Source organism: Nocardioides sp. (assembly GCF_044226765.1).
GTDB lineage: Bacteria > Actinomycetota > Actinomycetes > Propionibacteriales > Nocardioidaceae > Nocardioides.
Window position 1 is genome coordinate 327,837 of record NZ_JBGAGJ010000001.1, and the last position, 22,756, is coordinate 350,592.

A 22,756-nucleotide genomic window follows, 5' to 3' on the forward strand; every position below is an offset into this window, starting at 1 on the left:
GCCGGGCCGGACCTACTTCTTCGGCTCGTCGGTGACGTCGACGACCTCGGCCGGGTCCTCGGGGGTGGTCGCGGGCCGCGGGGTCTCGGCCTGGTCGGCGAGCGCCTCGTCGGGGGACGCGCCGCCCGCCTCGTCCGGGACAGCGGTGGGGCGCGGGGCCGGCGTCGGGGTGTAGGACGACTGCCAGTTCTCGCTCTCCCCGCCGCTGCGCAGCCGCTTGAGCACGATCGCCGCGACAGCGGCGACGCCGGTGATGACCAGGAGCGTCTTCAGCTTCGAGCGCTTCTTCTTCTCCGGCGTGGTGACCTCTTCGACCTTCTCGGCCGCGGTCTGGGCGGCCTCCGCCGCGAGCTCGGCGGCGATGGCGGCGCCGGCCGCGATCTTCTCGGCCGCCAGCTGGGCGCCCGAGGCCACCGCCGGAGCGGCCTTGGCCCGCGCGTCGGCGATCACCGGGGCCGCCTTGGCCTTCGCGTCCGCCAGGGCCGGGGCCGCCTTGTCCCTCGCCGTCGCGACGGCGGCCTCCACCTGCGGGACCACCTGGTCGACGTACTGGCTGACCGTGTCGCTCGCCTGGTCGAGGAAAGACTTGTTCTTGCGCGAACCCATTGTCCTGGCACTCCCTCTCGTCGTGTCCTGCTTCATTCGATCATGTCACCCGGCCACGGACCAGGGTGGTCCGGTCCGTCCGCTCCGGGGCGGGCCGACGGGCCTGCTTGGCTCTCGTGCGAGGATCTGAGCGCACAGACAGCGCGGTACGCCCGAGAAGGGGTACCCACCGGACGCGAGAGGCAGTCATGGCTGACCTGCAGGCCACCTTGAAGACCAACCGGGGCGACATCACCGTCAACCTCTTCCCGGACCACGCCCCCGAGACGGTCGCCAACTTCACCGGGCTGGCCGAGGACACCAAGCCGTACGACGCCGGCAACGGCCGCACCGGCCCGTTCTACGACGGCCTGACCTTCCACCGGGTGATCCCGGGGTTCATGATCCAGGGCGGCTGCCCGCTGGGCACCGGCACCGGCGGCCCCGGCTACACCTTCAAGGACGAGCCGCACCCCGAGCTGGTCTTCGACAAGCCCTACCTGCTGGCGATGGCCAACGCCGGCCCGGGCACGAACGGATCGCAGTTCTTCATCACCGTCGGCGCGACGACCTGGCTGAACTTCAAGCACACGATCTTCGGAGAGGTCGCCGACCAGGCCTCCCGCGACGTGGTCGACGCGATCGCCGCCACCCCGACCGGGCCGGGCGACCGTCCCGTCGACCCGGTGGTCATCGAGTCGGTCCAGGTCACCCGCGGCTGACCCTGCTCCGTCCCGTTCGCCCGTGACCCAACCGCCGACCCCCGACACCGGGGTGCCCGTCTGCTACCGGCACCCCGGCCGGGAGTCGCACATCCGCTGCCAGCGCTGCGGCCGGCCGATCTGCCCGGACTGCATGCGCGACGCGGCCGTCGGCTTCCAGTGCCCCGACTGCATCGCCGAGGGCAGGCGGGAGACCCGCAGCGGGCGCACGACGTACGGCGGGCTGCGGCCCACGAACGCGGCCACCACGTCGCTGGTCCTGATCGCGCTGAACGTCGGCGTCTGGCTGAGCATCGTCCTCACCGGCGGCAACGGGAGCCGGCTCCTGGACTACCTGGAGCTGCGCGCGAACGCGTTCTGCAACCTCGGCAACGGCTTCATCAACGTGCAGACCGACGCCGCGACCTGCACGGCCCACGGCGCCACCTGGATGCCCGGCGTCGCCGACGGTGCGTGGTGGCAGCTGATGACCAGCGCCTTCACCCACGTGCAGCCGCTGCACATCGCGTTCAACATGTTCGCGCTCTACGTCCTCGGGCCGCAGCTGGAGATGGTGCTCGGGCGGGCCCGGTTCCTCGCGGTCTACCTGCTCTCCGCGCTGGCCGGGTCGGTGCTGGTCTACTGGGCCGGGCCGGAGTACTCGCCCACCGTCGGCGCCTCCGGGGCGATCTTCGGCGTGATGGGCGCGCTGCTGGTCGTGGCGCTGAAGATGCGCGCGAACCCCCAGGGGATCCTGATCTGGATCGGCATCAACTTCCTGGTCACCTTCACCGCCAGCGGCATCTCCTGGCAGGGCCACCTCGGCGGCTTCCTCGGCGGGGTGGCGGTCGCGGGCGTGCTCGTCTACGCGCCCCGCGGCCCGCGGCGCACCGCAGTGCAGGTCGCCGGCCTCACCGCGATCGCCGTCGCCCTCGTCGTGGCGACCGTGCTGCGCACCGCCGCCCTCACCTGACCGAGCCCCTGGGCTGCCCGGGGCGGCGAGACGTCATACGAGGTGGCTGCCGGGGCGACCGGTTCGGATGACGTCCGGGCGCTGGCCGGCGGGAGGTCATCCGGGCTGGCTGCCCGGGCGACCAGCTCGGATGACGTCCGGGCGCCGGCCTGGATGCACAGGTGTGGACACACCTGTGGAGAACTACAGCGGTGTAGTTCTCCACAGGTTGCTCCCCAGCTGGGGACGAACGAGCGACGCCGGCCGGTCCCGAGGGGACCGACCGGCGTGATGCGGGGATGGTGCTGTCCTGGTCCGAGCGAGCTCGGCCCAGGGCGGCTCGTCACTCCCAGCGGGTGGCGAAGGTGAAGCCGACCGCCATGAAGCCGATGCCGACGAACAGGTTCTTCTGGCCGAGGTCGTCGAACACCGGGATGCTGGAGAGGTCGTTGCTGAACACGTAGTAGGTGCAGATCCACAGCAGCCCGATCAGGAAGCAGGCCAGCATCCCGACCACGACGCCGCGGCCGCGGCCCAGCGGGGTGGACGGGTGGGCCGAGGCGATGAGCCCGGCGAAGACGAGGCCGAAGCCGATCAGGTAGTTCCAGTTGCCGAGGTCGGCCATGAAGGCGGGGCTGCCGGGGTCAGGGTCGGGGCGCGCGGCGACGTAGTACCAGGCGATCCACGCGACGCCCGCCACCATCAAGACGAGCGCGACGATGAAGCGCGGCGTGAAGATCGGACCCCGAACGGGGGCGAGCGGGTCGTTCTTGGCCTTGGCCACGGGTGCTCCTCGATCGGGATGGTGCTGGGGTTCCGCGTTACCTTAGTGGGCGTGACCGGAGGATCCCACGCGCGGCCCCCGGAGTCGGGCCGTCGGGGGGACGGTGACGGCTCCGAGCAGCGCCGTCGGCTGCGGGCCCCGGGCCTGCGCGGCCCGGCGCAGTCGCGCCGGGGACGGGGACTGTGGCGGGTCGGGACGCCGGCCGTCGTGCTGCTGTGCGGCGGGCTGTTCGTGGTGAGCGCCGCCAACAGCGACGGCACCGACCTGCGTCCGGGGCGCTACACCGACCTCGCGTCGCTGGTGCAGGACGAGGCCGACCAGTACGACGGGCTGCGGCAGCGGGTCGCCGACCTCGACAGCCAGGTGCAGGCGCTCACCGCGTCGACCAGCGGCAAGGAGGCGCGCCGCTACCACCGCAAGGTCGCCGAGCTGAAGGATCCCGCCGGGCTCGTCCCGCGGACCGGGCCCGGGATCACGATCACGCTGTCGGACGCACCCGAGGACGTCATCAACTCCACGACCGGCAACGTCAACCTGCTCCTGGTCCACCAGCAGGACATCCAGGCCGTGGTCAACGCGCTCTGGAACGGTGGCGCCGAGGCGGTCACCGTCGAGGGTCAGCGGATCGTGTCGACGACCGGCATCAAGTGCGAGGGCAACGCCGTGCAGCTGCAGGGCGTGCCCTACCCGCAGCCCTACGTGATCCAGGCCGTAGGCGACCAGGGCGCGCTGCTGACGGCCATCGAGTCCGACCCCTACCTCCAGGCCTACCGCGAGCAGGCCGCCGACCCGAGCATCTCCGTGGGCTGGGACCTCGAGCTCGAGCCGACGGTCGTCGCGCCGGCGTACGACGGCCTGCTGGACTTCAGCTACGCGACCCCGCTGGTCGACCAGGCGGACGGCTGACGGCCGTCCGCGGCACCACCGTGGGCGACTCGCTCGGGGTCGCCGACGGGCTCGTGGACTCCGTCGGTGACGAGCTCGGTGGCGGGGGCGGCTCGACGTAGGTCGAGACCAGGATCGTCACCGTCGAGCCCTGGTTGGCGGTCTGACCGGCGTCGGGGCTCTGGTCGGTGACGGTGCCCTTGGGCTCGGTCGAGGCGCTGTCGGGGAGCACCCGGGGCTCGAACCCGGCGTCCTTGATCAGCTTCTCGGCCTCCTTCTGCTGCAGCCCCTTGACGTCGGGGACCTGCTCGGGCCCGCGGGAGTAGAAGACCGTGATCTTGCTGCCGGGGTCCACCGCGGTGTTGGCGGCCGGGTCGGTGCGCAGCACCTGGTCGGCCGGCTCGTCGGACTTCTCCTCCTTCAGCGTGACCTGGAAGCGGTAGGGGTCGCTCTCGAGCTGTCGCTGCGCGTCGGCCTTGCTCAGGCCGACCACCGACGGCACGGAGACCTGGGCCTGGCCGAGCGACATGACCAGGTCGACGCTGGAGTCGGGATCGACGTACGTGTCGGGCTGCGGGTCCTGGCTGATCACCTTGCCGGCCGGCACCGTGTCGTCGTTCTGGCGGTCGATGGTGCCCACCGCCAGCCCGGCGTCGCCGATCAGGGCCCGGGCCTGGTTCTCGGTCTTGCCGATCACGTTCGGTGCGGCGACCTGCTCGGGCGCGGACTCGAAGAGCCGCGGCATCAGGTAGGCCGCCCCGGCGATCAGCACGATGAGCAGCAGCCCGAGGGCCACCAGCAGGCCGGTGCGGCTGCGCGGCTCCTCCTCCTCGACCGGCGGCGGGGCGACGGCGGTGACGGCGGTCGGGTAGGCCGGCGCGGCCACGGGCACCGGGGGCGGCAGCGGCGCCTGCACCGGGCGGCCGGCGAGGTAGCGCTCGATGTCGGCGCGCATCGCCGCGGCCGACTGGTAGCGGTCCTCGACCCGCTTGGCGAGCGCCTTCATCACGATGGCGTCGACCTCGGGCGGCAGCTCGGTGTCGTGGTCCGAGGGGGGTACGGCGGGCTCGCGGACGTGCTGGTAGGCGACCGCGACCGGGCTGTCGCCGACGAACGGCGGCCGCCCGGTGAGCAGCTCGTAGAGCAGGCAGCCCGCCGAGTAGACGTCCGACCTCGAGTCCACGGTCTCGCCGCGCGCCTGCTCGGGGGAGAGGTACTGGGCGGTCCCGACCACGGCGGCGGTCTGGGTCATCGCCGAGGAGGCGTCGCTGATCGCGCGGGCGATGCCGAAGTCCATCACCTTGACGTCGCCGCTGGGGGTGAGCATCACGTTGCCGGGCTTGATGTCGCGGTGGATGATCCCCGCGCGGTGGCTGTAGTCCAGGGCCGACAGCACGCCGCTGGTGATCTCCAGCGCCCGCTCGGGCAGGATCTTGCGCCCCTCGCGGAGGATGTCGCGCAGCGTCCGGCCGGCGACGAACTCCATCACGATGTAGGGCTGGGAGACGCCCGAGCCGTCGGCGGCCGGCTCCTCGCCGGTGTCGTAGACCGCGACGATCGCGGGGTGGTTGAGGGACGCGGCCGACTGGGCCTCGCGGCGGAACCGGGCCTGGAAGGTGGCGTCGCTCGCGAGGTCGGTGCGCAGCCGCTTGACCGCCACGACCCGGCCCAGCCGGGTGTCGGTGCCCTTGCGGACCTCGGCCATGCCGCCGCGGCCCAGCAGCTCACCGAGCTCGTATCTCCCGCCGACCAGCGTCGGCTGTTGGTTGGTCATCGAGGATCAGCCTGCCTGACTGCTCGGGGTGCTGGCGGGGGTCTGCGACTCCTGGGCGGGTGCCGGACGGGTGGCGGCGGCCGTCGGGGTGTCGGTCGGGGTCGGCGTCGGCGTGGGGGTGGGCGTCGGCGTCGGGGTGTCGGTCGGGGTGGGCGTCGGCGTCGGGGTGGGCGTCGGCGTCGGGGTCGGGGTCGGGGTGTCGGTGGGCGTCGGTGTCGGGCTGGCCGGCTGGGAGGTCGGCTCCGACGTCGGCGAGGAGGGGGTGCTCGAGGTCTCGCTGGACGGGGTGCGGCTGGGCTCGTCGGTCGGCCCGTTGTCGTCCCTGGCCTGGGCGACGAGGAAGCCCACGATGACGGCGAGCAGCACCACGGCCAGGACGGCGAGCACCGGCCACAGCGCGTTGCGCCGCGTGACCCGCTCGTCGTCCTCGGGCTGGTGGCCGGCCGTCGGCCCGGCGTGCAGCGTCGGCTCGGTCGTCACCACCGGCGGCATGACCTGGGTCTGGGTGACCGGCGGCACGGCGGCCACCTGCGTCGCCGCGGTCGCGGGGTCGCGCAGGGCGGCGGCGAGAGCGGCGCCGTCGGCGTACCGGTCCTGGGGCAGCTTGGCCATCGCCCGGCGGACCACCGCGGCCAGGTCGGTCGGGACCTCCACCGGCAGGTCCGGCACCGGCTCGCGCAGGTGCGCGAGCGCGGTGGCCACGGCGGTGTCGGCCGCGAAGGGCCGGTGCCCCGCGAGGCATTCGAAGGCCACCACGCCGAGGGAGTAGACGTCGGAGGCGGGCGTCGCGGTCTGGCCCTGCGCCTGCTCCGGGGAGAGGTACTGCGGGGTGCCCATCACCTCGCCGGTCTGGGTCAGCCCCATCCCCTCGGCGGCCCGGGCGATGCCGAAGTCGGTGACCTTGACCTGCCGGTCCGGCGTGATCAGCAGGTTGGCCGGCTTCACGTCGCGGTGCACGATGCCCGCGGCGTGCGCGGCGGCGAGGCCGTCGGCCGCCTGGGCCAGCAGGCCCCGCACGGCGTCGGGGTCGAGCGGGGTGCCGGGTCGCAGCAGCGCCGACAGCGGCTGCCCGTCGACGAGCTCCATCACCAGGAACGGCCGGTGCGCGCCGGAGCCGTCGGTCAGCGTGCTGTCACCGAAGTCGTAGACCGCGGCGATGTTGGCGTGGTGCAGGGAGGCGGCGTGCCGGGCCTCGGTCTCGAACCGGGCCCGGAACGACGGGTCGTCGGCGTACTCGTCCTTGAGCAGCTTGACCGCGACCGGGCGGCCCAGCGTCGTGTCGGTCGCCCGCCACACCTCGCCCATGCCGCCGGTGGCGATCCTGGACTCCAGTCGGTAGCGCCGGCCCTCGTCGGCGAACGCCTCGTCCGGCGCAGGCCCGCCCGGGGTGCCCTCGTGGTCGCTCACTTGATCACCGCCTCCATGACCGCCTTCGCGATCGGTCCGCCGTAGACGCCGCCGGCGATCTCACCGCGCGGGATGTCGGCCTTCTGGATCATCACCGCGACCGCGACCTCCGGGTCCTCGGCGGGTGCGAACGAGATGTACCAGGCGTACGGCGGCACGTCGTCGATGCCGCTCTGCGCGGTGCCCGTCTTGCCGGCCACCTTGATGCCGGGGATCGCCCCCGGGGACGCGGTGCCGTCGTCGACGGTCGCGACCATCAGCTTGGTGACCTCGGCGGCCGTCGCGGACGACACCGCCTTCGAGAGCTCCTGCGGCTCGGCCTTGTCGAGCACGTCGAGGTCGGCGGACTGCTCCTCGTCGACGATGTAGGGCTTCATCACCGTGCCGCCGTTGGCGATGCCGGCCGCGACCATCGCCATCTGCAGCGGCGTCGCGGCCACCTCGAACTGCCCGAACCCGGTCTGGCCGAGCTGGGCGTCGTCCAGCTTCTCGGGGAACACCGACTCGGCCATCGGCTGCAGCTGGTCGAAGTAGGTGGAGTTGAAGCCGAAGCCGTTGGCCGTCTCGGCCATGTCCTTGGGGCCGACCTGCTCGGCGATCTGGGCGAAGGAGGTGTTGCAGGACTGCTCCATCGCCTGGGTGAAGGGGATCTTCGAGCCGTTGGCCCCGCAGGAGCGCCCCTCGTTGTCGATCTGGCCGGTCGGCCCGCTGGTCAGCGGCAGCTGGTAGGTCACGCCGCCGGGCACCAGGCTGTCGGCCTGGTAGAGCCCCTTCTCGATGGCGGCGGCCGCGGTGACGACCTTGAAGGTCGACCCGGGAGGCAGGCGGGTCTGCACGGCCCGGTTGAGCAGCGGCTCGGCCGGGTCCTCGTTGAGGGTCTTGAAGTCCTGGGTGACCTGGCCCAGGTCGTGGGACGCCAGCTGGTTGGGGTCGTAGGTCGGCAGCGACGCCATCGCCAGGATCTTGCCGGTGCTGGGCTCGAGGGCCACGACCGCGCCCTGGGTGTTGGGGCCGAGCGCCTTGAGGCCGTCGTACGCCGCCTCCTGCGCCTTGGGGTTCACGGTCAGCAGCACGTTGCCGCCCTGCGGCGGGTCGTTGCTGATCAGGTCGACGAGCTTGGTGACGAACAGCCGCGAGTCGTCGCCGGACAGCACGTCGTTCTGGGTCTGCTCGATCCCCGTGGAGCTGTAGTAGGAGAACCAGCCGGTGATCGGGGCGAACTGCATCGGCACCGGGTAGGTGCGCTGGTACTGGTACTCGTCCTTGGACTTCACGCTCTTGGCCACCGGCTCGTTGCGGCCGACCAGGATCGCCCCGCGCTCGCGCGAGTACGACGCCACCAGCACCCGCCGGTTGCGCGGGTCGTCGCCCAGCTTGCCGGCCTTCCAGTACTGCAGGTAGGTCGCGTTGATCATCAGCGCCAGGAAGAGCAGCAGGCAGAAGATCGAGATCGTGCGGATCGGCTTGTTCATAGGGCACTCATCCCAGCTTCACCACCTGAGTGGCGTCTGAGTCGATCGCCGCGGTGTCGTCGGACAGCTGCGGGACCGGGCGGCGCGCCTGGTCGGAGATCCGCAGCAGCAGCGCCACGATCACCCAGTTCGCGATGAGCGAGGACCCTCCGTAGGAGAGGAACGGCGTCGTCAGGCCGGTCAGGGGGATCAGGCCGGTCACGCCGCCGACGACGACGAAGACCTGCAGCGCGAGGGCCGTCCCGAGACCGGTGGCGAGCAGCTTGCCGAACCCGTCGCGGCAGATCAGCGCGGTGCGCAGGGCCCGCTCGACGATCAGGCCGTACATCATGATCACGGCGATCACCGCGGTCAGGCCGAGCTCCTCGCCGATGGCGGCGAGGATGAAGTCGGAGTTGGCGTAGGGCACGCGGAACGGGTCGCCGTCGCCGAAGCCGCGGCCGATCAGGCCGCCCCAGCCCATCCCGAACATCGCCTCGACCGGCTGGAACGCGCGGTCGCTGGTGCCGGGACCGTAGTAGTGGAAGGGGTGCAGCCAGATGTCGAAGCGGATCCGCACGTGGGGGATGAGGAGGTAGGCCGCCGCTGCCCCGGCGGTGAAGAGCAGCCCGCCCACGACCAGCCAGCCCGGTCGCTCGGTGGCGACGTAGAGCATGATCAGGAAGAGCCCGAAGAACAGCAGGCTCGAGCCGAGGTCCTGCTGGAAGACCAGGATGCCGAGGCTGACCAGCCACATCGCGAGGATCGGGCCGAGGTCGCGGCCGCGGGGCAGGTCGACGAAGAGCACCCGCCGGCCGGCCAGGGCGAGCGCGTCACGGTGCAGCACCAGGTAGCCCGCGAACGCGATGACCAGGAGCACCTTGGCGATCTCGCCGGGCTGCAGGCTGAACGGGCCGAGGTGGATCCAGATCCGCGCGCCGTTGATGGTGCGCCCGATGCCGGGGAGCATCGGCAGCAGCAGCAGCACGATCGCGGCCAGGCCGCAGGTGTAGGTGAAGCGCTGGAGCACCCGGTGGTCGCGCAGCAGCACCAGGGTGGCGACGAAGAGCAGCACGCCGAGCGTCATCCAGATCAGCTGCTGCTGGGCGAAGTCGTGCGGCTTGCCCAACGCCTCGGCGGCCAGGTCGAGGCGGTGGATGACCGCGAGCCCGAGACCGTTGAGGGCGCCGACGAGGGGGAGCAGGACCGGGTCGGCGTACGGCGCGACGACGCGGATCACGATGTGCGCGCCGATGAGCAGCGCGGCCAGCCAGCCGCCGTACGCGAACAGGTTGGCGGGGACCTCCTGGTCGACGCCGAGCCCCACCGCGACGTAGGCGCCGATCCCGACCGCGAGGGCCAGGACGAGCAGGAAGAGCTCCGCGCCCCTGCGGCGCCGGTGCACGAAGCCCATCAGGGTGCTCTGCTGCGCCATCAGCCGGTCGTCCCCGTGGTCGTGCCCGTGGTCGTCTCGAGGGGTGCCTGCCGCGCCGCCAGGTCCTGCACCTTGGCCTCGGCGTCCGCGAGGTTGTCGTAGGCGATGCCCTCGCGGACCCGGTCCGCCTCGATCTCGCTGAGCCGGTCCAGCGAGACGTCGCTGGTCTCGTAGGCGCTGGAGAGCGACAGCCCGCCCACCTCGGAGTTGATGCCGCGGAAGATGGTGACGCTGCCGTCCTGCTCGCCGACGTAGTACTGGTCCTGGGTCCACGACCACGCCCAGGCGACCCCGATCCAGACGAGGCCGACCACGACGAGCGTGGCCAGGATGCGCTTGAGCCAGACGAACCGGCGCGGCGGCCGGGGGGCGTAGCGCGCCTCCTCGGGGTCGATCGGGTCGGCGGCGATGGGGTAGCCCGGCAGGTCGTCGGGGATGTCGTCGAGCACCGGCTCGAGCTCACCGGTGTCACCGGAGCGGTGGCCGCGGAACAGCCCGCCCATGCCGGGCCGGCGCTGCTGGCGACGCTCCGCGGCGGCGCCGACCACGAGGGGCTCGAGGGACTCGCCCGGGCCGGGCGGGGTGTCGGCCGTGACGGCGTCGGCGACCAGGCAGGTGACGTTGTCCGAGCTGCCGGCCTCCAGGCTCGCGCGGACCAGCTCGACGGCGGCGTACTCGGGGCTGCCGCTGCGCAGGACGTCGGCCAGTCGCCCGTCGGAGAGCACGCCGCTGGCGCCGTCGCTGCACAGCAGCAGCCGGTCGCCGGGGACCAGCTCGATCACGAAGAGGTCGGGCTCGGCCTCGTGCACCCCGTCGAGCGCCTTGAGGATCAGGTTGCGGTGGGGGTGGACGCGCGCGTCCTCGGCGGTGATCCGACCCTCGTCGATGAGCGTCTGCACGAAGGTGTGGTCGGCGGTGAGCTGGGTGATCTCGCCGTGCCGGAAGAGGTAGGCGCGGCTGTCGCCGACGTGGCCCAAGCCGACCCGGGAGCCGTCGAACAGCGCGATCGTGGCGGTGGTGCTGGTGCCGCTGAGCGCCGGGTCCTCGTCGACCAGCTCGCCGATCCGGTCGTGGGCGCGGTGCAGGGCGGCCGCGACCCGGTCGAGCAGCTCGACGTCGGGCTCCTCCGACGGCGGCACGTCCAGCGAGCGCAGCTGGGAGATCGCGGTCGCCGAGGCGATGTCACCGCGGGCGGCACCACCGACGCCGTCGCAGACCGCGAGCAGCCACGGGCCGACGTAGCCGGAGTCCTGGTTGTCCTTGCGCACCCGGCCGACGTCGGAGACGGCGGCGAACCTCAGGCGCAGCGTCGCGGCCGAGGACGCGGTGGTCCCGTCAGTCGTTTCGGTCATCGGCCGGTTACTTCCGCAGCTCCAGGACGGTCTTCCCGATGCGGACCTGCGTGCCGAGCGTGATGGTGGTGGGCTGGGTGATCCGGGCCGCGCCGACGTACGTCCCGTTGGTCGAGCCGAGGTCCTCGACGAACCACTGGTCGCCCGACGAGGCGATCCGCGCGTGCCGGGTCGAGACGTAGTCGTCGTCGAGCCGGATCGCGGCGTCAGCGCCGCGGCCGATGAGGATCGGTGCCTGCGCGAGGTCGGCTCGAGCGCCGGCGTTCGACCCCGCCGTGACCTCGACGTGGGTGGGCGCCCCGCGCCGCTTGCTGGGCGGCTTCGGCGCCTTGGGTGCCTTGGCGCCGCGCCCGCCCCGCTCGGCGCGGGCGGCCTCGGGGACCCGGGCGCCGAACATGTCGGAGCGGATCACCGAGATCGCCGAGAGCACGAAGATCCACAGGATCGCCAGGTAGGCGATGCGGATCAGGAACAGCGTGAGCTCGGACAACCTCAGCCCCCCTCGAGGACCCGGACGGTCATCGTCGTGTTGCCGATCTTGACCTGCGACCCGTCGTGGAGCTGGGTCGCGGTGATCCGGTGGCCGTCGACCAGCATGCCGTTGGTGGAGCCGAGGTCGGAGACCGAGATGGTCAGCGCCCCGCCGCCCGGCGATCCGGCGACGGTGAACTCGGCGTGCCGGCGGCTCACCCCGGGGTCGTTGATGCGCACGTCGGCGTCGGTGCCGCGGCCGACCACCAGGCCCGGGGGCTGCAGCGGGTGCCGGGTGCCGTTGACCTCGAGCACCGCGCGGGCCCGCCCGACCTGGGTGTGGGTCGCCTGGCTGGTCACCTTCGCCTGGGCGCGGCTGCGGATGCGGAACCGGCCGGTGGTCAGGTCCTCGGCGGCCTCGAACGCGATGGTCACCGGGCCCGGGAAGGAGTAGGCCTGCTGGTCGGCGTACGTCGTCAGCTGGGTGCGCATCTCCTCCGCGAGCGCCGAGTCGTAGGGCGAGAGCCGGTCCAGGTCGGTCTGGGAGAGCTCGACGTGGAAGTCGTTGGGGACCAGGCGCCGGTCGCGGGAGAGGATCTGGGCGTTGTTGTCGCACTCCCGCTGCAGGGCGGCCGAGATCTCGACCGGCTGGACGGCCGACCGGAACGCCTTGGCGAAGGCGCCGGAGATCATCTGCTCGAGCCGGTGCTCGAGTCGCTGGAGCCCGCTCATGGCGCCTCCCTTCCTGATGTCGTCTGGTCCGGCTTCGTCCTGCCCGCTGCCGCGCCGCCCCAACCGCGGGGCCGGTGTCGAACTCGTCACGGCAGGTCGACAGCCCCGGCGTCGCCGGGCTGCCTCGATCGTAACGGGGTCGGCCCGAGGACCTCGGTTTGGGCGCAGCCGACGCGCTGGGATAGCCTGAGCCCGCTTCACGCGCGAGTGGCGGAATAGGCAGACGCGCACGGTTCAGGTCCGTGTGTCCGAAAGGACGTGGGGGTTCAACTCCCCCCTCGCGCACGTGTGAGTGGGTACTACCCACCGAGCTGGTCGAGGGGTCGGGACCGCAGGGTCCCGGCCCCTCGTCGCGTCCTCGGGGGCCAGCGCGTGCTGGTTTACCCGGTCGACCGGGTAAACCAGCACTTGTCGTGCAGAACTTCGGCCGACAAGCGATGGCTTTGGCCGACAAGTCCCGCGCGACCAGGCCTCGTCCGAGCGCCGGATCTCGGAGAGGTCAGCCGCCGTGCCGGCGGTCCCAGGCACTGCCGAGTCCTGCCAGCGCGCCTCCAGCGAGGACGATCACGACGACCACCAGCACGTGCACGGCAACTCCCAGTCTCGGCTCGGTCCCAGCCTCCCAGGTTCCTCGGCCCACCGGGGAGAGCCGAGCGGTCCCGAGAGCCGGGACCTCTGTCCGTGACCGACGGACCGAGCGGGCCCGGGACGAACGCCGTCAACCGGTTCGGGGCTTGTCCGCCCTTGTTATCGTCAGTGACGAGGGGAGTACCTCCCAGGCGGTGCATCGTCAGCACGGCGGTCCCATGACCCCCCGGTGCACCCGGTCTCCGACCGAGGAAGACCTCGCCACCAGGCCCCTGCGCCTGGCTGACGAGAGGTGTCTCCCATGGACGGTCAGCTCACCCACCGCACGCCCGCATCCGGCGCCGACGAGGCACGCGACCGCCGCCGCCGCACCGTCCCACCGACGGTCGGGGGCGTGCTGGTGCTGCAGAGCATGCGCAGCTACCCCAGCGTCTCGATCCTCGCCAACACCACACCCGGCGAGACGGTCGGAGCCACCACCCTGGCCCGGCTCCGGCGGCACTGCGAGCAGGCGGAGCGCCGGCTGCGCGACGAGGGGGTCGCGAACGCGGAGATCACCTCGTCGCTGGCCGCGCTCGTCGAGCGCGCCGGGGACCTCGAGGCCGACCGCAGCATCGCGCTGTTCGCCAGCGGCTCCCACAGCGACCTGATGACCCTGCCGGTGGAGGTCGTCGAGCGCGTGGTCGTCGACCCGACGTTCGCGACCCGCGACCTGGTCCGGGCCCTGCACCGCACCCCGCGGCACCTGGTGTTGCTGCTGTCGGCCAAGCAGGCACGGCTGTTCATCGGCCAGGGCCGGCGGATGTCCCCCGCCCACGGCTCGAAGTTCCCGCTCGTCGACTCCTCGGAGAAGCCGGGCGGCGCCGATCGATTCCTGCGCCGGGTCGACGCTGCCCTCGGGGCGTACCTGCGGGTGACCACCGGCCCGCTGGTCGTCGTGGCGGCCGAGCCCACGGCGTCGTCCTTCACCGCGGCCTCCCGCAACGTCGGCCGGCTCGCCGGCGTCGTTCCCGGCCACCACCTGCGCGCGTCGCTCGACCAGATAGCCGACCTCGCGCGACCGGTGGTCGAGAGCTACCTGCGCTCACGGCAGGAGGAGGCGCTCGCGTTGCTCGACACCCGCCTCGGGCAGGGTCGGGCCGCCCTCGGCATCGATGCCGCCTGGCTCGCGGCCCGGTGGGAGCCGGTCGAGATGCTCGCCGTCGACCACACCTACTTCTACCCCGCCCGGCTGAGCGAGGACGGAGATCACCTCGAACCGGCCACCGACATCGAGCATCCCGACGTGATCGACGACGCCGTCGACGAGGTCGTCGAACAGGTGCTGCTGCGGCGGGGATGGGTGGCGCTGGTCGAGCCCGGGTCGCTGCCCGGCGGCGAGCGGATCGCCGTGACGCTGTCGCGACGCTAGCCCTGCAGACCCCGCCTCACCGGGGCAGGACGGTGATGGTCACCTTGACCGCCACCTTCGAGCCGACCCGGTTGGCCGAGGTGCCCTTGACCAGGACCGTGGCCTTCTTCTTGAGCAGCTTGGCCCCGGCCTTGTTCAACGTGATGGTCAGGTTGCCCGACTTCTTGCCCGCGACCACGCCCTTGACGCTGCCGAGCAGGACCTGCTTCTTCGCGGTGGTGACCAGGTTCGCCTTCACCGAGCAGCGGTCGGTGACCACGTTGCGGCACTGCACCGGCAGGACGCCCTTGGTCGCGCTGGAGAGGCGGACGGTCCGCTTCGGGAACGCGACGACCGCCTTGCCCGGGAACTGGTACTCGTAGGCGCCGATGTCGCACCGCGAGCCCGAGGGGCGGGGGAGGCCGCGCTCGTCGGTGCTGCTGCAGCTGGGGTTGTCGCCGCGGTTCACCGCGGGACTCGTCGAGGCCAGGACGAAGACCGGGAGCCCGTTGCCGCCGGCAGGCTTGAGGCTGACGATCTTCGGGTCCTTGTTGCGCAGGTCGCCCTCACCGGTGAACGCGCAGGTGTGGCCGCGCTCCAGGTTGTGGCCCTCGGAGGTGAGCACCGGGGTGCTGCTGCCGGCGCAGTCGGCCGCCGCGGAGTCGGCGATGATCGTGTTGCGCACGCGGACGGCCGTGGACGCGCCGGCGTTGTAGAGGCCGTTGGCGTTGTCGGCGCCGTTGCCGGCCAGGGTGGACTCGTCGAAGCGGACGCTCGCACCCGCCTTCACCCAGACACCACCGCCGGCGCCGTTGGCGGTGTTCTGGCCGATGGTCACCTTGCGGGCGGTGACCGTGCCCTCGACGTACAGGCCGCCGCCGTTCCCGGTGGCCGTGTTGCCGAAGAGCGTCACGTTCGTCATCGTCAGCCGGCCCGTCTGACCCATGCTCGGGTCGACGTGGATGCCGGCCCCGTCGTCGGCGGAGTTGCCGCTGACGACGACGTTGGTGAGCACGGCCGTCGCGTTGGAGTCGACGTCGATGCCGCCGCCGCTGGACGAGCCGGCGGTGTTGCCAGCCACCACGCTGTCGACCAGGGTCAGGGCACCCCCGGAACGGACCTCGAACCCGGCCCCGCAGGAGCAGCCCGCGAGAGGGGCCTTGCCGCCGGTCACCGTCACGCCGCGGACCGTGATCTGGCCGTAGAACGCGAAGGTCCGGCTCAGCTGGTTGCCGTCGATGATGGTCTTGCCGGCGCCGGCGCCCTTGATGGTGAACTCCCCGTCGGGGGAGAAGACGCCGTTGGCGCCGAGCATCGTGCCCGTGTAGTGCCCCGCCGGCACCACGACGGTGCCCCCGTCGGCCTCGGCGGCGGTGATCGCGTCGCGGAACGTGCACAGCGACGGTGTGCAGCCGCCGTTGTTGCCGTCGGCCGTCGTCGTGACGACGTGGTTCGCGACCGCTTCGGCGGTGGCGGGCGAGCCCAGCTGAGCCGTGAGCGGGAGGCTCAGCAGGGCGACGGCGAGTGCTGTGGTCAGGGCGAAGCGCTTCATGCCAGGTCCTAGGTCGAGGGAGCGTCCAGCGCGCAACCTACTCAGCCGGCCGCCCTCGACCAGCCTGGCTAGACAGGGTCCGGACCCGGGTCAGACCCGCTTCTTCAGCTCCCCGCCGTGGACCATGATCGCCCAGATGATCGTGACGTCGATGGCGATCGCGATCGCGCCCCAGACCGGGTTGGCCTGCAGGAACGCGATGTTCGCCAGGGCGCTGACGAAGGCGATGAGGACGCCGAAGACCCTGGCCCAACCCTGGCCGGCGAGCAGGCAGACCCCGATGAGGATCGCGAACGCGCCCCAGATCACGTGGCCCCAGCCCCAGGTCGTGTAGCTCGCCCCGATGGCCAGCTTGTCGGTGTCCACGTTCAGGCTCGCCTTGCGGAAGAGCGCGCTCAGGCCCTGGATCAGGTGGATGGACCCGGACAGGATGATCATCACGCCCGCGAACTGCACCCACACCACCCAGGCGGACTCGTGCACGTACGCCGACGGCGGACCGCCCGCGACGTTGTAGTTGCTGACGCTCTGGGCCTCCGACATGGATCGCGGGTCCAGCTGGTTGCTGCTCATGGTCGACCTCCGTCCGGGCCCCAGCGGCCCTCGCAGCGAGGGTCCCAAGGTCGTCGCGGCAGCGACTCACCCCGTACGGGTGAATCGTGGGGACGCCGGAGGCATGATGGTGGACCGGCCGATCACCCACGACCCGGAGGCAACTCATGGCATCCACGGCGGGCCCCGCCGAAGGCACCCCGGCCGACGTCCTCGTCGTGTTCGGCATCACCGGGGACCTCGCCCGGGTGATGACGTTCCGCTCGCTCTACCGCCTCGAGCGGCGCGGGTTGCTGACCTGCCCGGTCGTCGGGGTCGCGGTCGACGACTGGAGCGTCGAGCAGCTGGTCGACCGGGCCCGCGAGTCGATCGTCGCGACCGGTGAACCCCTCGACGAGGCCGTGTTCGCGCGGCTCGCGGACCGGTTCTCCTACGTCAGCGGCGACTTCAACGACGCGGCGACCTACACCCGGGTCGGCGAGGCCATCCGGGGCGCGAGCCTCCCGGTCTTCTACCTCGAGGTCCCGCCGTTCCTCTTCGCCACCGTCGTGGGGCACCTGGCCGAGGCCGGGCTGGCCGGCAACGCGCGCTTCGTCATCGAGAAGCCGTTCGGGCACGACGGCGAGTCGGCGAGCGCGCTGGCCGACCAGCTGCACGAGCACGTCGACGAGGCGCAGCTGTTCCGCATCGACCACTACCTGGGGAAGATGGGCCTGGAGGAGATCCTCCACCTGCGCTTCGCCAACCAGATGCTGTGGCCGCTGTGGAACCGCGACCACGTCGAGCAGGTCCAGATCACGATGGCCGAGAGCTTCGGCGTCGAGGACCGCGGCCACTTCTACGACCCCGTGGGGGCGCTGCGAGACGTGGTCCAGAACCACCTGATGCAGGTGGTGGCCGTGACCGCGATGGAGCCGCCGTCGCGCGGCGACGTGCGGTCGCTGAAGGAGGCCAGCGTCGCGCTGTTCCACGCGGTCGTCGAGGCCGACCCGGCGCACTACGTGCGCGGGCAGTACGACGGCTACCGGTCGATCGACGGCGTGGCTCCCGACTCGACGACCGAGACGTTCGCCGCGCTGCGGCTGGAGATCCAGAACTGGCGCTGGGAGGGCGTGCCCTTCCTGCTGCGGACGGGCAAGAAGCTCGCCACGACGCAGACCGAGGTGCGCCTGGTGTTCAAGCAGGTGCCCTACCTCGGGATGCTGCCGCCGGACCGGCGCCCCGACCGCAACGAGCTCGTGGTGCGGTTCGACCCGAGCACCGGCGTGCGCATGGTCGTCGACGCCCGGCGCGCGGACGCGACGGGTCCCGCGCCGATCGAGCTCGACATGAAGTTCGCCGACGAGGGCGGCGAGGGGCCGACGCCGTACGAGGTGCTGCTGAGCGCGGCCATGCGCGGCGACAGCACCCGGTTCACCCGGCAGGACGGGATCGAGGAGACCTGGCGGGTCATGCAGCCGCTGCTGGACGCCCCGCCGCCCGTGCTGCCCTACGCCCCGGGCAGCTGGGGGCCCGCCGCGGCGGAGGCGATGGCGGCCGTCGTCGGCGGCTGGCGCTCGCCGTGGATCCCGGAGTGACGACGGACCCATGGGGCTGACGGACTCGCCGTTCCCTCCGATCGCGGACTACGCGTTCCTGTCGGACTGCCACACCGGCGCGCTGGTCGCCCCCGACGGGTCGGTCGACTGGCTGTGCACGCCGTCGTTCGACTCCCCGAGCGTGTTCGGCAACCTCCTGGATCGCGGCGCCGGGTCCTTCCGATTCGGGCCGTTCGGCATCACCACGCCGACCGCCCGCTACTACGTGCCGGGCACCAACGTGCTGTCGACGACCTGGCACACGCCGAGCGGGTGGGTCGTGGTGCACGACGCCCTGACGATGGGACCCCGCACGAGCGCGGACACGGTCACCCCCCACACGCGGCCGCCGGCCGACGACGACGCGGACCACATGCTGGTCCGGCTCGTCGAGTGCGTGGACGGGGCGGTGGAGGTCGAGCTGGTCTGCGAGCCGGCCTTCGAGTACGGCAGCGAGCCCGCGGAGTGGACGCTGCAGGGCGAGCACGGTGGCGTCGCGGACGCGGCCGGGCCGGTGCACACGCTGCGGCTGGGCACCAGCCTGCTGCTCGGCGTCGAGGGCAGCGCCGTACGGGGCCGGCACGTGCTCTCGTCAGGCGAGCGCGCCTGGTGCGCCCTGTCGTGGGCCGAGGGCCTGGCGCTGCCCGACGGCCTCGACGACGCGGCCGCGCGGATCGAGCGGACCGTGCAGTTCTGGCGCGGCTGGCTGGGCCGGGCCCGCATCCCCGACCACCCGCTGCGTCACCCGATCGAGCGGTCGGCGCTGACGATCAAGGGCCTGACCTACATGCCCACCGGTGCCACCGTCGCGGCGCTGACCACCTCGCTGCCGGAGACGACGGGCGGTGAGCGCAACTGGGACTACCGCTACACCTGGATGCGCGACAGCACGTTCACCCTCCAGGCGCTGCACTCGCTCAACCTGGACTGGGAGGCCGACGAGTTCATGCAGTTCGTCGCCGACCTGGAGCCCAACGAGGACGGCGGCCTGCAGATCATGTACGGCATCGACGGCCGTCGCGACCTGACCGAGCGGACCCTCGACGACCTGACCGGCTACGAGGGCGCCCGGCCGGTCCGCATCGGCAACGGCGCCTTCGACCAGCGGCAGAACGACGTGTACGGCGCCGTCCTCGACTCGATCCTGCTCCACACGAGCCGCAGCAAGCACCTGCCCCGCCGGCTCTGGCCGCTCGTGCAGCACCAGGCGGCGCGCGCGCTCGCCGTCTGGCGGGAGCCGGACCAGGGCATCTGGGAGGCGCGGGGGGAGCCGCAGCACTACGTGTCGTCCAAGCTGATGTGCTGGGTGGCCCTGGACCGGGCCGCCCGGCTGGCCGAGATCCGCGACGACGAGCAGCTGCAGGAGGAGTGGGGCCGCGCCGCGGACGAGGTCCGGGCCGACATCCTCGCCCACGGTGTCAGCGAGGCCGGCGTGCTGCGCCAGCACTACGGCACCGACTCCCTGGACGCCTCCACGCTGCTCGCCGCGCTGTTCGGCTTCCTGCCCGGCGACGACCCGGTGATGCGCGCGACCGTCGACGCCATCGAGTCCGAGCTCACCGAGCACGGCTTCGTGCTGCGCTACCGCACCGAGGAGACCGACGACGGCCTGTCCGGCAAGGAGGGCACCTTCCTCATCTGCTCGTTCTGGCTGGTCTCGGCGCTCGCTCACGTCGGGGAGGTGCGGCGCGCACGCAACCTGATGGACCGGCTGGTGCGGATCCAGTCACCGCTCGGCCTCTACGCCGAGGAGTACGACACCGAGCGCGCTCGCCACCTCGGCAACTTCCCCCAGGCCTTCTCCCACCTCGCCCTCATCCAGGCGGCCGGCCGCCTGGTGCTGCAGGAGCGGCTCGCCGAGCTCTCACTCTGACCCGGCGCCGCTGGCCGCGTCCTGCCGGGGACGTCATCCGGGGTGGTGGCGGGGGCGACCGGGTCGTATGACGTCCGCGGGGCGGCGGGGGTCGGCGGGGGACGTCATGCGCGGTGGTGGTGGGGGCGACCGGGTCGTATGACGGCCCGGGGGTCGGCGGGGGTCGGCGGGGGACGTCATCCGGGGTGGTGGTGGGGGCGACCGGGTCGTATGACGTCTCGGGGCGGCGGACGGCAGGGGCTAGGCGAGAGCGTTCGAGACCAGGGAGGCGAGCTGCTCGGGGGTCTCGGCGGCGCGGCAGTCCTCCCGGAAGCCCGCCTTGACCACCGCGGTGGTCACGGTGCGCAGCAGCCGGAGGTAGTCGTCCGGGCGGTCGCCGGGGACCGCGAGCAGGAAGACCAGGTCGAACGCCTGACCGTTGGTGGCGGTGACCTCGGCGGGCAGGCTGGCCACGGCCACGGTCGGCGCCACCACGGCGGCGCTGCGGGCGTGCGGCAGCGCGACCCCGCCGGGCAGGGCGGTGGCGCCCTGGGCCTCGCGCGCGAGCACGTCGGCGACGAAGGCGTCGACGTCGGACACCCGGCCGGTGGCCGCGAGACGGGTGGCGAGGGAGCGCACGCACTCCTCGAGCGTGGCCCCGAGGTCCCGCCGGACCGAGACGGTCGGGAGCTGGACGAGGTCGTCTGCCATGCGGTCAGTGTTCCACGCGCCGGCCGGCACCCGACCCGGTGCGCGCGACCACCCACGCGGGCGCGAACGGGGTCGTGGCGCACGACGCCCCCTCGGCGAACCGGATGGCGAGCAGCGCGACGGAGTCGGCGTCGGGCGTCGCGGGTGGCTCGACGCGGACCTCGGCGACGGTGCCGTGCCGCCACTCGCCCCGCTGCACGACGTACGCCCAGACGAACACCACGTCGCCGGGCCGCACGTCGGCCGCGTGGCACCGGATCGCGGCCCGGCGCTCGCCGAGCCGCCGCCAGTGCCGCACGCGCACGACGCTCCACGCGACCATCAGCGCCACCAGGGCGCAGCCGGTCGCGACCACGACCGCGTCGGCATGCACGGCCATCGTTCCGTCACCCCCGTGGGCAGCCCCCCGACCCACCCGTGGCGTCACCGTACGTCCACCGGGCGCGCGTGGGGAAGGGCTCGGGCCCCGATCCTGGTAGGACTGGTGCATGAGCGAGGACATGGTCCTGGTCCCCGGCGGCACCGCGACGGTCGGGAGCACCGGGTGGTACGCCGAGGAGCAGCCGGTCCGCGAGGTGCCGGTGGACGACCTGTGGTTCGACGTCCACCCGGTCACGAACGCCGAGTTCGCCAGGTTCGTCGCCGACACCGGGCACGTGACCGTGGCCGAGGTCGCCCCCGACCCGGCCGACTTCCCCGGCGCCGACCCGGCGCTGCTGGTGGCCGGGTCGCAGGTCTTCGTGGGCACCGCCGGGCCGGTCCCGCTCGGCGACTGGACCCAGTGGTGGGCCTGGCAGCCGGGCGCCTCCTGGCGCACCCCGCTCGGGCCCGGCACCCACTGGGAGGAGGTGGCCGACCACCCGGTGGTGCACGTGGCCTGGGCCGACGCCGCGGCGTACGCGCGCTGGGCGGGCAAGGAGCTGCCCACCGAGGCCGAGTGGGAGCACGCGGCCCGCGGTGGGCTGGTCGGCCGGAGCTTCGGCTGGACCGTCGAGTACGCCGACGAGCTCTGGCCCGACGGCGCGGTCCTCGCCAACACCTGGCACGGACCGTTCCCGTGGCGCAGCGAGGACCCCGACGGGCACGACCGCACGTCACCGGTGGGCAGCTACCCGGCGAACGGCTTCGGCCTGCACGACATGATCGGCAACGTGTGGGAGTGGACCCGCACCCGGTGGACGCCGTCCCATGCCGGTGCCAGCGAGGACGTGTCGCCCTGCTGCGGCGGCTCGATGCGGCTGGGCGAGTCCGACCGGATGGTCAGCAAGGGCGGCTCGCACCTGTGCTCACCGGAGTACTGCCAGCGCTACCGCCCGGGCGCCCGGCAGGGCAACGGCGCCAACGACAGCACGTCTCACCTGGGGTTCCGGTGCGTCCGCCGGGAGCGGACCGGACGGTGAGCGGGCGCTGAACCGGACTCCTCGCGCTGGAGGGCGCGCGCCTCGAGCCGCTCCTGCGCTCGCCGCCGGACGGCGTTGCTCATCGTGGTGACGGCCGTCGCGATCACCACCACGTTGAAGATCATCGCGACCAGCACGAGCCCTCGCGCGGTCTGGCCCTGGGCGTGCACGTCGCCGAAGCCGACGGTCAGCAGGGTCGACACCGCGAAGTAGAGCGAGTCCAGCCGGGTGTGCAGCTCGGCGAACTGGCTCGGGTCCGAGCGCTCCACGCGGTAGTACGCCATCGCGAAGGCGAGCACCCCGATGACCACGAACAAGGCGAGCCCGTCGACGCGGAGGTCCGGGTTCTCGATGTGCCGCACGACCTGCCAGATGGTGCCGGCGGCGAGCGCGGCCAGCATCACCGCGCTCAGCACGAGCCGCGCCGCCGCGTTGTCGTCGGCCGTGTCGATCGGCATCACGAAGTAGATCGCCACCGCGAGCACCAGACCGATGCCGAGGCGGAGTCCTCGCCGCCAGCCGCTCACGCTCGACCACCTCCTGGGGTTTCACCCGCTACGGGTGAGCGGCGGACCGCCCTCCCCACCGACCCTGGTGCCATCCTG

At 72.5% G+C, this 22,756-nt stretch carries 21 protein-coding genes and 1 tRNA gene; 8 read left to right on the top strand and 14 right to left on the bottom strand.

Features of this window, described 5'->3' with window-relative positions; translation table 11 throughout:
• Positions 1 to 12 precede the first annotated feature (12 nt).
• Positions 13 to 606, bottom strand: a complete 594-nt coding sequence (locus ACILRH_RS01545) for a hypothetical protein (protein WP_395690370.1) — start codon at positions 604 to 606, stop codon at positions 13 to 15.
• 188 nt (positions 607 to 794) lie between these two features.
• Here ACILRH_RS01545 and ACILRH_RS01550 point away from each other — a divergent pair, with 188 nt between their 5' ends.
• Together ACILRH_RS01550 and ACILRH_RS01555 are read left to right on the top strand one after the other, a co-directional pair.
• Positions 795 to 1,307: a peptidylprolyl isomerase gene (locus tag ACILRH_RS01550; RefSeq protein WP_395690371.1), complete on the top strand. Its 513-nt coding sequence runs from the start codon at positions 795 to 797 to the stop codon at positions 1,305 to 1,307.
• A 22-nt stretch (positions 1,308 to 1,329) separates the two neighbouring features.
• A complete protein-coding gene (locus ACILRH_RS01555) occupies positions 1,330 to 2,259 on the top strand; it encodes a rhomboid family intramembrane serine protease (RefSeq protein WP_395690372.1) in 930 nt (309 codons plus the stop codon).
• Positions 2,260 to 2,581: 322 nt separating this feature from the next.
• On the opposite strand, the gene ACILRH_RS01560 is transcribed toward ACILRH_RS01555, so the two are convergent.
• Entirely contained in the window at positions 2,582 to 3,022 is a 441-nt protein-coding gene (locus ACILRH_RS01560; protein ID WP_395690373.1) for a cell division protein CrgA, read from the bottom strand.
• A 51-nt stretch (positions 3,023 to 3,073) separates the two neighbouring features.
• Between ACILRH_RS01560 and ACILRH_RS01565 the strand changes: the two genes are divergently transcribed.
• On the top strand, positions 3,074 to 3,928 hold the full coding sequence (locus tag ACILRH_RS01565; protein ID WP_395690374.1) for a DUF881 domain-containing protein: 855 nt from the start codon (positions 3,074 to 3,076) through the stop codon (positions 3,926 to 3,928).
• Here ACILRH_RS01565 and pknB read toward each other — a convergent pair.
• Genes pknB through ACILRH_RS01600 form a run of 7 tightly spaced genes read right to left on the bottom strand, consistent with a single transcriptional unit; the run spans position 3,888 to position 12,529 of the window.
• Positions 3,888 to 5,681: a Stk1 family PASTA domain-containing Ser/Thr kinase gene (gene pknB, locus ACILRH_RS01570; protein WP_395690375.1), complete on the bottom strand. Its 1,794-nt coding sequence runs from the start codon at positions 5,679 to 5,681 to the stop codon at positions 3,888 to 3,890. The genes ACILRH_RS01565 and pknB overlap by 41 nt on opposite strands.
• Before the next feature lie 6 nt (positions 5,682 to 5,687).
• The gene (locus ACILRH_RS01575) at positions 5,688 to 7,088 is read right to left on the bottom strand and encodes a serine/threonine-protein kinase (protein WP_395690376.1); all 1,401 of its coding nucleotides are present in this window, start codon (positions 7,086 to 7,088) and stop codon (positions 5,688 to 5,690) included.
• Complete coding sequence (locus ACILRH_RS01580; protein WP_395690377.1) at positions 7,085 to 8,560, bottom strand: peptidoglycan D,D-transpeptidase FtsI family protein; 1,476 nt, start codon at positions 8,558 to 8,560, stop codon at positions 7,085 to 7,087. The genes ACILRH_RS01575 and ACILRH_RS01580 overlap by 4 nt, the downstream gene beginning before the upstream one ends.
• Before the next feature lie 7 nt (positions 8,561 to 8,567).
• Positions 8,568 to 9,974, bottom strand: coding sequence for an FtsW/RodA/SpoVE family cell cycle protein (locus ACILRH_RS01585; RefSeq protein ID WP_395690378.1), 1,407 nt, complete (start codon positions 9,972 to 9,974; stop codon positions 8,568 to 8,570).
• On the bottom strand, positions 9,974 to 11,326 hold the full coding sequence (locus tag ACILRH_RS01590) for a protein phosphatase 2C domain-containing protein (RefSeq protein ID WP_395690379.1): 1,353 nt from the start codon (positions 11,324 to 11,326) through the stop codon (positions 9,974 to 9,976). The genes ACILRH_RS01585 and ACILRH_RS01590 overlap by 1 nt, the downstream gene beginning before the upstream one ends.
• 7 nt (positions 11,327 to 11,333) lie before the next feature.
• Positions 11,334 to 11,816, bottom strand: a complete 483-nt coding sequence (locus tag ACILRH_RS01595; RefSeq protein ID WP_395690380.1) for an FHA domain-containing protein — start codon at positions 11,814 to 11,816, stop codon at positions 11,334 to 11,336.
• A 2-nt stretch (positions 11,817 to 11,818) separates the two neighbouring features.
• Positions 11,819 to 12,529 carry an FhaA domain-containing protein gene (locus ACILRH_RS01600; protein WP_395690381.1) on the bottom strand — a complete coding sequence of 237 codons (711 nt, stop codon included), beginning with the start codon at positions 12,527 to 12,529 and terminating at the stop codon, positions 11,819 to 11,821.
• A 201-nt stretch (positions 12,530 to 12,730) separates the two neighbouring features.
• On the opposite strand from ACILRH_RS01600, the gene ACILRH_RS01605 reads away from it, so the two are divergent.
• A tRNA-Leu gene (locus ACILRH_RS01605) sits at positions 12,731 to 12,814 on the top strand.
• A 604-nt stretch (positions 12,815 to 13,418) separates the two neighbouring features.
• Positions 13,419 to 14,528, top strand: a complete 1,110-nt coding sequence (locus tag ACILRH_RS01610) for a hypothetical protein (RefSeq protein WP_395690382.1) — start codon at positions 13,419 to 13,421, stop codon at positions 14,526 to 14,528.
• A gap of 16 nt (positions 14,529 to 14,544) precedes the next feature.
• Here the strand turns inward: ACILRH_RS01610 and ACILRH_RS01615 are convergent, their stop codons facing one another.
• Positions 14,545 to 16,059: a choice-of-anchor Q domain-containing protein gene (locus ACILRH_RS01615; protein ID WP_395690383.1), complete on the bottom strand. Its 1,515-nt coding sequence runs from the start codon at positions 16,057 to 16,059 to the stop codon at positions 14,545 to 14,547.
• A 90-nt stretch (positions 16,060 to 16,149) separates the two neighbouring features.
• Positions 16,150 to 16,632 (bottom strand): hypothetical protein, encoded by a 483-nt coding sequence (locus tag ACILRH_RS01620; RefSeq protein WP_395690384.1) that lies wholly within the window; start codon positions 16,630 to 16,632, stop codon positions 16,150 to 16,152.
• A 146-nt stretch (positions 16,633 to 16,778) separates the two neighbouring features.
• Here ACILRH_RS01620 and zwf point away from each other — a divergent pair, with 146 nt between their 5' ends.
• Together zwf and ACILRH_RS01630 are read left to right on the top strand one after the other, a co-directional pair.
• A complete protein-coding gene (gene zwf / locus ACILRH_RS01625) occupies positions 16,779 to 18,188 on the top strand; it encodes a glucose-6-phosphate dehydrogenase (protein ID WP_395690385.1) in 1,410 nt (469 codons plus the stop codon).
• A gap of 10 nt (positions 18,189 to 18,198) precedes the next feature.
• Positions 18,199 to 20,061, top strand: coding sequence for a glycoside hydrolase family 15 protein (locus ACILRH_RS01630; protein ID WP_395690386.1), 1,863 nt, complete (start codon positions 18,199 to 18,201; stop codon positions 20,059 to 20,061).
• 240 nt (positions 20,062 to 20,301) lie between these two features.
• On the opposite strand, the gene ACILRH_RS01635 is transcribed toward ACILRH_RS01630, so the two are convergent.
• Together ACILRH_RS01635 and ACILRH_RS01640 are read right to left on the bottom strand one after the other, a co-directional pair.
• On the bottom strand, positions 20,302 to 20,751 hold the full coding sequence (locus ACILRH_RS01635; protein ID WP_395690387.1) for a PTS sugar transporter subunit IIA: 450 nt from the start codon (positions 20,749 to 20,751) through the stop codon (positions 20,302 to 20,304).
• A 4-nt stretch (positions 20,752 to 20,755) separates the two neighbouring features.
• Positions 20,756 to 21,130 (bottom strand): hypothetical protein, encoded by a 375-nt coding sequence (locus tag ACILRH_RS01640; RefSeq protein ID WP_395690388.1) that lies wholly within the window; start codon positions 21,128 to 21,130, stop codon positions 20,756 to 20,758.
• 109 nt (positions 21,131 to 21,239) lie between these two features.
• Here ACILRH_RS01640 and ACILRH_RS01645 point away from each other — a divergent pair, with 109 nt between their 5' ends.
• The gene (locus tag ACILRH_RS01645) at positions 21,240 to 22,151 is read left to right on the top strand and encodes an SUMF1/EgtB/PvdO family nonheme iron enzyme (protein WP_395690389.1); all 912 of its coding nucleotides are present in this window, start codon (positions 21,240 to 21,242) and stop codon (positions 22,149 to 22,151) included.
• On the opposite strand, the gene ACILRH_RS01650 is transcribed toward ACILRH_RS01645, so the two are convergent.
• The gene (locus tag ACILRH_RS01650; protein ID WP_395690390.1) at positions 22,106 to 22,678 is read right to left on the bottom strand and encodes a potassium channel family protein; all 573 of its coding nucleotides are present in this window, start codon (positions 22,676 to 22,678) and stop codon (positions 22,106 to 22,108) included. The two genes, ACILRH_RS01645 and ACILRH_RS01650, sit on opposite strands and share 46 nt — an antisense overlap.
• Positions 22,679 to 22,756: the final 78 nt, after the last annotated feature.

Bases quoted from the DNA above. Each gene is read 5' to 3' on its own strand.
- ACILRH_RS01545 (WP_395690370.1), bottom strand. From the start codon at position 606: ATGGGTTCGCGCAAGAACAAGTCTTTCCTCGACCAGGCGAGCGACACG.
- ACILRH_RS01550 (WP_395690371.1), top strand. From the start codon at position 795: ATGGCTGACCTGCAGGCCACCTTGAAGACCAACCGGGGCGACATCACC.
- pknB (WP_395690375.1), bottom strand. From the start codon at position 5,681: ATGACCAACCAACAGCCGACGCTGGTCGGCGGGAGATACGAGCTCGGT.
- ACILRH_RS01580 (WP_395690377.1), bottom strand. From the start codon at position 8,560: ATGAACAAGCCGATCCGCACGATCTCGATCTTCTGCCTGCTGCTCTTC.
- ACILRH_RS01585 (WP_395690378.1), bottom strand. From the start codon at position 9,974: ATGGCGCAGCAGAGCACCCTGATGGGCTTCGTGCACCGGCGCCGCAGG.
- ACILRH_RS01590 (WP_395690379.1), bottom strand. From the start codon at position 11,326: ATGACCGAAACGACTGACGGGACCACCGCGTCCTCGGCCGCGACGCTG.
- ACILRH_RS01600 (WP_395690381.1), bottom strand. From the start codon at position 12,529: ATGAGCGGGCTCCAGCGACTCGAGCACCGGCTCGAGCAGATGATCTCC.
- ACILRH_RS01610 (WP_395690382.1), top strand. From the start codon at position 13,419: ATGGACGGTCAGCTCACCCACCGCACGCCCGCATCCGGCGCCGACGAG.
- ACILRH_RS01615 (WP_395690383.1), bottom strand. From the start codon at position 16,059: ATGAAGCGCTTCGCCCTGACCACAGCACTCGCCGTCGCCCTGCTGAGC.
- ACILRH_RS01620 (WP_395690384.1), bottom strand. From the start codon at position 16,632: ATGAGCAGCAACCAGCTGGACCCGCGATCCATGTCGGAGGCCCAGAGC.
- zwf (WP_395690385.1), top strand. From the start codon at position 16,779: ATGGCATCCACGGCGGGCCCCGCCGAAGGCACCCCGGCCGACGTCCTC.
- ACILRH_RS01630 (WP_395690386.1), top strand. From the start codon at position 18,199: ATGGGGCTGACGGACTCGCCGTTCCCTCCGATCGCGGACTACGCGTTC.
- ACILRH_RS01635 (WP_395690387.1), bottom strand. From the start codon at position 20,751: ATGGCAGACGACCTCGTCCAGCTCCCGACCGTCTCGGTCCGGCGGGAC.
- ACILRH_RS01640 (WP_395690388.1), bottom strand. From the start codon at position 21,130: ATGGCCGTGCATGCCGACGCGGTCGTGGTCGCGACCGGCTGCGCCCTG.
- ACILRH_RS01645 (WP_395690389.1), top strand. From the start codon at position 21,240: ATGAGCGAGGACATGGTCCTGGTCCCCGGCGGCACCGCGACGGTCGGG.